Genomic DNA, 8,005 nt, shown 5'->3' with positions numbered 1-8,005 from the left:
GCGAAGTCATGGGGGCAGGATAACCCGGCCAGGTGACCGGCACGGTGACGGATGGCTCCGGATGACCCCCGGGGCGCCGGACCGTCAGGGCCGCCCGGACCTCAGGACTCGGCCAGCCGGCGCATCACGGCCCGGGGGACGAACTCGGAGATGTCGCCGCCGAGCTGGCCGACCTCCTTGATGAGGGAGGAGGACAGGTGGGCGTAGCGCCCGTCCGAGGGCAGGAACACGGTCTCCACACCGGTCAGGTGGCGGTTCATCGCGGCCATCGGCATCTCGTAGTTCAGGTCCGTGGTGTTGCGCAATCCCTTGATGATGGCGTTGGCCCCGGCCTTGCGGCAGAACTCCGCCAGCAACCCCTCCCCCATCGGCACCACGGAGATCCCCTGCAGGGACGAGACGGTCTCCCGGATCATCTCGATGCGGGTCTCCGGGTCGAATCGGTGGCTCTTGGCGTAATTGGTGGACACCGCCACGATGACCTCGTCGAAGAGGTTGCTGGCGCGCGCGATCACCTCCACGTGCCCGTTGTGCAGGGGGTCGAAGGATCCTGGGCAGACGGCGCGACGCATGCACCGAACATACTATGGAGCACCATGGGAACCACAGCCGCCGCCCGAGGCCCGCAACCTGACGACACGGGGCCCACGCGGCACCCGTCCGCGACCCGGGACGGACGCCCCGAGCCCTGGCGGCGCACCGCCGCCGCGGCGGGGTTGCTGGCCGGGGGCGTCCCCACGCCCACCGTCTTCGAGGCCATGACCGCACTGGCCACGCGGCACGGGGCCGTGAACCTCGGCCAGGGCTCCCCGGACGAGGACGGGCCGGCATGGATCCGCGACCGTGCCGCCGAGGCGATCCGTACCGGCGCGGACCGGGCCAACCAGTACGCCCCGGGGCTGGGCCTGCCCGTCCTGCGGCAGGCGGTCAGCGCCCACCAACGGCGCCACTACGGCCTGGAGCTGGACCCGGACCGGCAGGTCCTGGTGACCACGGGAGCCACCGAGGGCATCGCGGCCGCCCTGCTGGCCCTCGTCGGCCCGGGCGACGAGGTGGTCGCGTTCGAACCGTACTACGACTCCTACGCGGCCATGACGGCGCTGGCCGGTGCCCGGTTCACGGCCGTCCCGCTGCGGCCCCCGCACTTCCTGCCGGAGCCGGAGGCCCTGGAACGCGCCCTCGGCCCGGACACCCGCGTGGTGGTCCTCAACACCCCGCACAATCCCACGGGCGTGGTCCCGGACCCGGTCCTGCTCGGCAGGCTCGTCGAGGTCTGTGCCCGGCACGGGGTGCTGATCCTGTCCGACGAGGTCTACGAGCACCTGGTGTACGACGGCCGGCACCACCCCGTCTCGGCCGTCCCCGGGGCGTGGGAGCGGACCCTGACGGTGTCCTCGGCTGGCAAGAGCTTCTCCCTGACCGGGTGGAAGGTGGGCTGGGTGACCGGGCCGGCCGAACTGGTGGCGGCCGTGCGGGCGGTCAAGCAGTTCCTCACCTATTCCACGGGCCCGGCCTACCAGTCGGCCATCGCCGGGGCCCTGGCCGACGGCGACGTGTTCCTCGCCGGCCAGCGGGACCGCTTGCGTGCCGCCCGCGACCGGCTGCTCGCCGGGCTGGGCGCGGCCGGCCTCGACCCGGTCGTTCCCGCCGCGGGCTACTTCACGGTGACCGACCTGTCCGCCGTGGGCCTGGACGATGCCGCCGCGGCCACCGAGGCGCTCGCCGCCCGGGCCGGCGTCGTGGGCATCCCGGTGAGTGCGCTGTGCACGCCCGGCCCCGGGACCGGTGGCCTGGAGGGCACCCCCGGTGGTCCCGACGACGGCGCCGGCACCGGTGCGCACCGGTTGCGGTCCTGGATGCGCTGGGCGTTCTGCAAGCCGATGGACACCATCGAGGACGCGGTGCGCCGGCTCGCGGCGCTGCCGGCGATCTCAGCCGACTGAGTGCCCCGGGCCGTCCCCGGCACCCGCCTCGAGTCCGCCCGGCGCCCCGTCGTCCGGGCCGAGACAGTAGTACAGCACCGTCTCCCCGTAGGTCCGTGCCTCAAGCACCTCGAGCCCCGCGGGCCACTCGGGCTCGACGGACCGGACGGACCGCTCGAGCACCAGCAGGCCCCGGGGGCCATCACGGCCGCGATCCGCTCCAGGGTCGCGGTCAGCACCGGTCCCTCCAGCGGGTACGGCGGGTCGGCCAGCACCAGGTCCCAGGGCCCGGCGCCGGCGGGCCCGGACAGGACCTGGTCCACGGCCCCGACGGCCACCTGGACCACGTCACGGCCCAGCCGGTGGTTCACGGCCGCGGCGTTCTTCCGGCACACCCCGGCGGCCCGGCGGTCCCGCTCCACCAGCAGGACCCGTGCGGCCCCGCGGGAGGCGGCCTCGCCACCGAGCGCCCCCGAGCCGGCGAACAGGTCCACCACGGCCGTCTCCTCCAGCCAGCCGCGCGCCGCGAGCCAGGAGAACAGCGCCTCCCGCGTGCGGTCCGTGGTCGGCCGGGTGCCGTCCCCCGGCACCGATGACAACTGCAGTCCACCGGCCTGACCGGCGATGATCCTGGGCATATGCGTCCCTCAGCCCTTCTCCAGGTAGTCACCGCTGCCGACGTGCCCGGCCTCCCAGGCGGCAACGGCCTTGGCCAGCGCCGGGTGGCCCTCGAGCGTCCCGTCGGGACCCTGATGGGCCTCGATCCAGCCCGCGGCGAGGTCGATCAGGTCGGCGTGGCGCAGCACCTTGAGCACCTTCAGCCGGCTCCCTCCGTGCTGGGCCGCTCCGAGGATGTCACCCTCCCCGCGCTGCATCACGTCGGCCCGGGCGATCTCCAGCCCGTCCTGGGTGCCGGCGACCACCTCGAGGCGTTCCACCGCCGGGTGACCGTCCGGCAGCCGGGTCGCCAGCAGGCAGATGGAGGGGCGGTGCCCCGCCCCACCCGGCCACGCAACTGGTGGAGGGTGGACAGGCCGAACGCGTCGGCGTCCAGGATGGCCATCACGGTGGCGTTGGGCACGTCCACGCCCACCTCGATCACCGTGGTGGCCACGAGCACGTCGACCTCGCCCGCCACGAACCGGCCCATGGCCTCTGCCTGCGCCTGCTGGTCCTGCCGTCCGTGGAGGCCGGCGATCCGTGCCCCCCGCAGCGCGGGCAGCTCCTGCAGCCGGGGGACCATGTCCTCCACCGCGGCGTCGTGGCGGCGGTCGCGGGCCGCGGCAGCGCCACCGTCCCCGCCGGCGGCGCCGTCCCCGTCTGGCTCGTCGGCTGCGCCGGCGTCGGTGGGGTCGATCTTGGGACAGACCACGAAGGCCTGGTGGCCGGCGGCCACCTGCTCGGCGATCACCTCCCACACCCGGGCGATGATCCGCGGGCCGTGGGCCATGCGTGCGACATGGGTGGCCACCGGCTGCCGTCCCGAGGGCAGCCCCGGGAGCACGGTCAGGTCGAGGTCACCGAACACCGTCATGGCCACGGACCGCGGGATAGGGGTGGCGCTCATGACCAGAAGGTGGGTTCCGGGGTTCGCCCGCCGCAACGCCTCGCGCTGGTCCACGCCGAAGCGGTGCTGCTCGTCCACCACGGCCAGCCCCAGGTCGGCGAACTGGACGGTGCCGGAGAACAGCGCGTGGGTGCCCACCACCAGCCCCGCCTGGCCGGAGGCGATCTTCAGCAGGGCCTCGCGGCGGGCGGCGGCGGGCATGGAGCCGGTCAGCAGCACCACCTCGGTGGCGGGTCCGTCCGGTGCGTCGAGCCGGCCGGCCCGGCCCAGGGGCCCGAGGACGGACAGCAGCGAGCGGTGGTGCTGGACGGCCAGCACCTCGGTCGGGGCGACCAGCGCGGCCTGGCCGCCGGCGTCGACCACCTGGAGCATGGCACGCAGCGCCACGAGCGTCTTGCCGGAGCCGACCTCGCCCTGCAGCAGTCGGCTCATGGGATGGTCGCGGGACAGGTCCGCGGACAGAACCTGGCCGGCGGAGACCTGGCCGGCGGTCAGGGTGAACGGCAGGCGACGGTCCAGCGCGGCACGCAGGCCGTCCTCGATCGCGGGCCGGGCCACCGCCCGGTGAGCGGCGCCGGCGTGCCGGCGCACGGCGAGGGCACCCTGCAGCACGAGCGCCTCGTGCAGGGCGAACCGGCGGCGCGCCCGGTGGGCGTCGCGCACCTCCACGGGCCGGTGGATGTCCCGGTACGCCTGGGCCAGGGCCGGCAGGGGGACCCCGTCGTCCGCGGCGTCCTCGAGCAGCCCGGCCGGTACGGGATCCTCGACGCCGGCCCAGTCCAGGGCGTCCAGGACGGTGGACACGGAACTGCGCAGCACCCAGCTGGGGACCTTCGCGGTGGCCGGGTACAGGGGCACCGGGGCGAGGTCCTCGCGGTCCGGTTGCTCGGAGTCGTCCAGCACGGAGAAGTCCGGGTTGTTCAGGGTCAGCTCGCCGCGGTAGAGGGCGGTCTTGCCGTGGAACATCGCGCGCAGCCCGGGCTTGAGGCGGCGCTGGGCGTCGTAGCCGTTGAAGAAGGCCATGTCGAGGCTGGCCGGACGCGCGGTGTCGTCGTCGGTCACGGTGACGTCCACGATGAAGCCGCGCCGGGAGTGCATGGGACGCCTGCTGGCGGAGACCACCCGGGCGACCACCGTGACCTGCTCACCCACGGGCAGGGAGGCGATCGCGGTCATCTCCCCGCGCTCGATCCAGCGGCGCGGAAAGTGCTCCAGGAGGTCCCGGGCCGTCCGCAGGCCCAGCTCCCGCTCCAGGCGCTGGGCGGTCTTGCCGCCCAGGAGCCGTTCCAGCGGCTGGTCGAGCGGGTCGGGGCTCACCCGGACTGCCCCGGATCCTGGAGCGGGGTGACGACCAGGTTCTCCGGGGTGCCGGCCTTGCGGACCAGCGCCTCGGCGGAGGCGTGGTCGTCCACGTGGACGTGCAGTCGCCAGCGGACGGGCCCCTCGCCGTCGGCCGGGGCGTCCACCGGGCTCATGATCACGGAGTCACCCACCTCGTTGAGCTCGAAGCGCAACGTCGCGGCGGTCAGCGGGTCCAGGGAGATGCTGCACATCAGTTCGTAGCCGACCGGGGACTCCATGCCCTGGTGGATGTGCGGGTCCCCCGCGGAGAATCCGTGCAGGCCCTCCAGCAGCCCGGCGTCGATGCCGGTGCCCAGGACGGTGGCCCGCAGTGAGTCCAGCACCAGCAGCAACCCCAGTCCGCCGGCGTCCACCACATGGGCCTCGGCCAGTGCGGGCAGCTGGCCCTCGGTCTTCACCACGGCCTGCCACGCGGCGTCCACCACCGCGTCCAGTGCGTTGCCGAGTTCCTTGCGGCCGCGGAGCTGGTCGTCGGGCAGGTCGGCGTGCCGGGAGACGTACTCGGTGGCCGCCCGGGAGGCGGTGGCGAGCACCGTCAGCATGGTGCCCTCCTGGGGGTCGGAGAGGGCGGCCCAGGCGCTGGCCCGGGCGCGGTCCAGCGCCACGGCGAGGGAGGGCGCGGTCATCCGCTCATGACCTGAGAGCGGTTCGGACATGCCGATGAGCATGACGGCCAGCAGGGTGCCCGAGTTGCCCCGGGCCTGGTCCAGCGCCGCGCGTCCGGCGATGGACAGTGCCTCCCCGACATCGTCCGCGGACCGGACCTCGAGGGCCGCCCGCGCGGCACGGACCGTCCCGTAGAGGTTGGTGCCGGTGTCCCCGTCCGGGACCGGGAAGATGTTGATGGCGTCCATCCGGTCCGAGGCGTTGCCCAGGGCGGTCTCCGACAGGGCGAGCCACCGGTGGACTCGGGAGATGGCCCGGGGGGACTGTGCCTCCTCCGTCATGCCGGGTACCTCAACGGAACCGCATGTCCGTCAGCGCCTTCTGGCCGTTCGGCTCACTGGCCTCGGCGGATCCGCGGCCAGCCTGGGCGCGCCGGCTCGAGGTCGGCTCCACGACGTCGGACTGATAGGCGTACTGGTAGGCGTAGTAGGTGCCGCGCTGGTTCGGCACGCGGGTCAGGACCAGGCCCAGCAGACGCGCGTCCACGGACTCCAGGCTGTCCAGCCCGCCCTGCAGTTGTTCGCGGTGCACGTAACCGTCCACGCGCGTGACCAGCATGACACCGGAGGCCATCGCGGCCAGGACCGTGGGGTCGGTGACCGGCTGCAGCGGGGGTGCGTCGAGCAGGACCATGTCGTAGCGGCCCTCGAGCTGGTGCATGAGCCGCCGCATGGCATCCGAACCGAGCAGTTCCGAGGGGTTCGGCGGGATCTCACCCGAGGTGAGCACATCCAGCTCGCCGTCCGGTCCCCACTGCTGGATGGCGTCCTCGAGGTCGATCTGGCCAGACAGGACGGTGGACAGCCCGACGGCCCCCTCCAGGCCCAGCGTCTTGGCCACCCGCGGGCGCCGCAGGTCGGCATCGATGACCAGCACGCGGCTGCCGGACTCGGCGAGCATGATGCCGAGGTTGCAGGCGGTGGTGGTCTTGCCCTCGCCCGGGATCGGGGAGGTCACGACCACGGACTGGGTGCCGCCGTCGACGTTCGTGAACTTCAGGTGGGTGCGCAACTGGCGGTAGTTCTCGGCACGCGGGTCGAACTGGTCGTCCAGGGAGATGATGGCCTCCTCCTCGGCGTCCTTGTGGTCGGCGAAGGCACCGAGCACCGGGGCGTCCGTGACCCGCTCGACGTCCTCGCGGCTGCGGATGCGGGAGTCCAGCAGGCTGCGCAGCAGGGCGAAGGCGACGCCGAGCGCGGCACCCACCACGAGGCCGAGGACGAGGTTGAGCGCCACGCGGGGGCTGGACGGGGACACCGGCACGTCCGCGCTCTCGACGACGGACAGGTCCACCAGCGGGTCGCCGGCCCCCTCAGGATCCTCGACCGCATAGACGGTGGCGATGAGGGACTCCGCCACCGCGTTGGCGATCGCGGCCGACCGGGCCGGGTCCTCGTGGCTCGCGGAGAGGTTGATGAGCACCGTCTGGGGCGGGGCGGTGGCCTCCACGGTCGCGGCGAGCGCCGCGGGGCCGGAGTCCAGGCCCAGCTCGTCGATGACCGGCTGCAGCACGCGCGGGCTCTTGGCCAGGGTGACGTAGGACGTGACGCGCTTCTCCGAGAAGCTGGAGCCCTGCAGGATGTCAGTGGCGGTCTCCCCGGAGTTCACCGCGACGAAGATCTGCGTCCGCGCCGTGTAGGTGGGCTTCGTCAGCGCCGTGGCACCGGCCGCGACGGCGACGCCCAAGAGGGTGATCAACAGAATCGACAGCCAATTGTTCCGCAGGATCCGGATGTAGTCGCGCAGGTCCAAGTCGCGATCCTTTCTGGTTGGTCCCGGTCACTGACCGGTTCGATACGACGCCATCTCGCCCTGGCCCAACGCTGAGCCGGTGGTCTCGATTGCCTGTACGTCCGGCCAGCCGGCCGATTGTCCCCGCGCCTGGCCGACGCCAGGGGTCGGCAGCGTGAACATGTCGGTGTCGCCGGACAGGAGGTCTGTCATGGTCCTCCCCCGGCCGGCCATCACGCCGACGGTGGGGGAATCGTCCATGGTCAGGTAGGGGGATAGCTCCGTGACCACATCGGTGATCCTACCCGGAGTTGCCGTCACCACCGTCGTCAGGAGTGCGGGGTCGACCGCTCGCCGGGGGCAGGGCCGATCCGCCACCCTGGCCTCAGCCCGTCCGGCGGTGGAGGCCGTGCCGGAGGGATGTCCCACCGTCTCGGCGTCACGGCGCACAGGGTGAGACAAGAGGGTCCTCCGCGATCGGGCTGGGTCGGCATGTCGGTGGAGAGCGCACACCTGGGGACCCGGCCCGGGACGACCCCCCTCTTCCGCGGCGCTGGGAACCATGCTACGTCACGGTCACGGTCCGCCGTCGTAGGCTGGGTGGATGCTTTCGCGCGGTGTTGACTCCGAGGTTCGCGTCCGACCCGCCGGTTCCGGCGGTCCGGCACCGGCCGGTCGCCCCGGCCGTCCCGCGGGGCGACCGGCCGGTGCCGGGCGCCAGAGCACCGCGCTCGGCGTGGGGGTGGTGGCCGCCGGT

Annotated in this window: 7 protein-coding genes and 1 pseudogene; 1 reads left to right on the top strand and 7 read right to left on the bottom strand. The window is 73.3% G+C overall.

The features are described from left to right. Window positions 1-101: 101 nt before the first annotated feature. Window positions 102-572: a pantetheine-phosphate adenylyltransferase gene (coaD, locus tag CITRI_RS0115465; RefSeq protein ID WP_010145855.1), complete on the bottom strand. Its 471-nt coding sequence runs from the start codon at window positions 570-572 to the stop codon at window positions 102-104. Between the two features lie 24 nt (window positions 573-596). On the opposite strand from coaD, the gene CITRI_RS0115460 reads away from it, so the two are divergent. Continuing rightward, entirely contained in the window at window positions 597-1,943 is a 1,347-nt protein-coding gene (locus CITRI_RS0115460; RefSeq protein ID WP_010145854.1) for an aminotransferase class I/II-fold pyridoxal phosphate-dependent enzyme, read from the top strand. Between the two features lie 128 nt (window positions 1,944-2,071). On the opposite strand, the pseudogene CITRI_RS19150 reads toward CITRI_RS0115460, so the two are convergent. The 6 genes and pseudogenes from CITRI_RS19150 to CITRI_RS0115435 all read right to left on the bottom strand — a co-directional run. Continuing rightward, a pseudogene (locus tag CITRI_RS19150) lies at window positions 2,072-2,560 on the bottom strand (RsmD family RNA methyltransferase); the annotation flags it as partial. 9 nt (window positions 2,561-2,569) lie between these two features. Further along, complete coding sequence (locus tag CITRI_RS20370; protein ID WP_010145852.1) at window positions 2,570-2,845, bottom strand: hypothetical protein; 276 nt, start codon at window positions 2,843-2,845, stop codon at window positions 2,570-2,572. Beyond that, entirely contained in the window at window positions 2,797-4,806 is a 2,010-nt protein-coding gene (locus CITRI_RS18180; protein ID WP_010145851.1) for an ATP-dependent DNA helicase RecG, read from the bottom strand. Before CITRI_RS18180 ends, CITRI_RS20370 begins: the two co-directional genes overlap by 49 nt. Then, complete coding sequence (locus tag CITRI_RS0115445; protein WP_010145850.1) at window positions 4,803-5,798, bottom strand: DAK2 domain-containing protein; 996 nt, start codon at window positions 5,796-5,798, stop codon at window positions 4,803-4,805. The genes CITRI_RS18180 and CITRI_RS0115445 overlap by 4 nt, the downstream gene beginning before the upstream one ends. A gap of 10 nt (window positions 5,799-5,808) precedes the next feature. After that, window positions 5,809-7,269, bottom strand: a complete 1,461-nt coding sequence (locus CITRI_RS18175; RefSeq protein ID WP_010145849.1) for a polysaccharide biosynthesis tyrosine autokinase — start codon at window positions 7,267-7,269, stop codon at window positions 5,809-5,811. A 27-nt stretch (window positions 7,270-7,296) separates the two neighbouring features. Further along, a complete protein-coding gene (locus CITRI_RS0115435; protein ID WP_141566151.1) occupies window positions 7,297-7,509 on the bottom strand; it encodes a hypothetical protein in 213 nt (70 codons plus the stop codon). Window positions 7,510-8,005 lie beyond the last annotated feature (496 nt).

Origin of the sequence: Citricoccus sp. CH26A, assembly GCF_000224415.1 — a bacterium.
Lineage (GTDB): Bacteria > Actinomycetota > Actinomycetes > Actinomycetales > Micrococcaceae > Citricoccus.
Note: the sequence above shows the minus strand (reverse complement) of the source record. Positions and strands in the feature narration are given on the sequence as shown.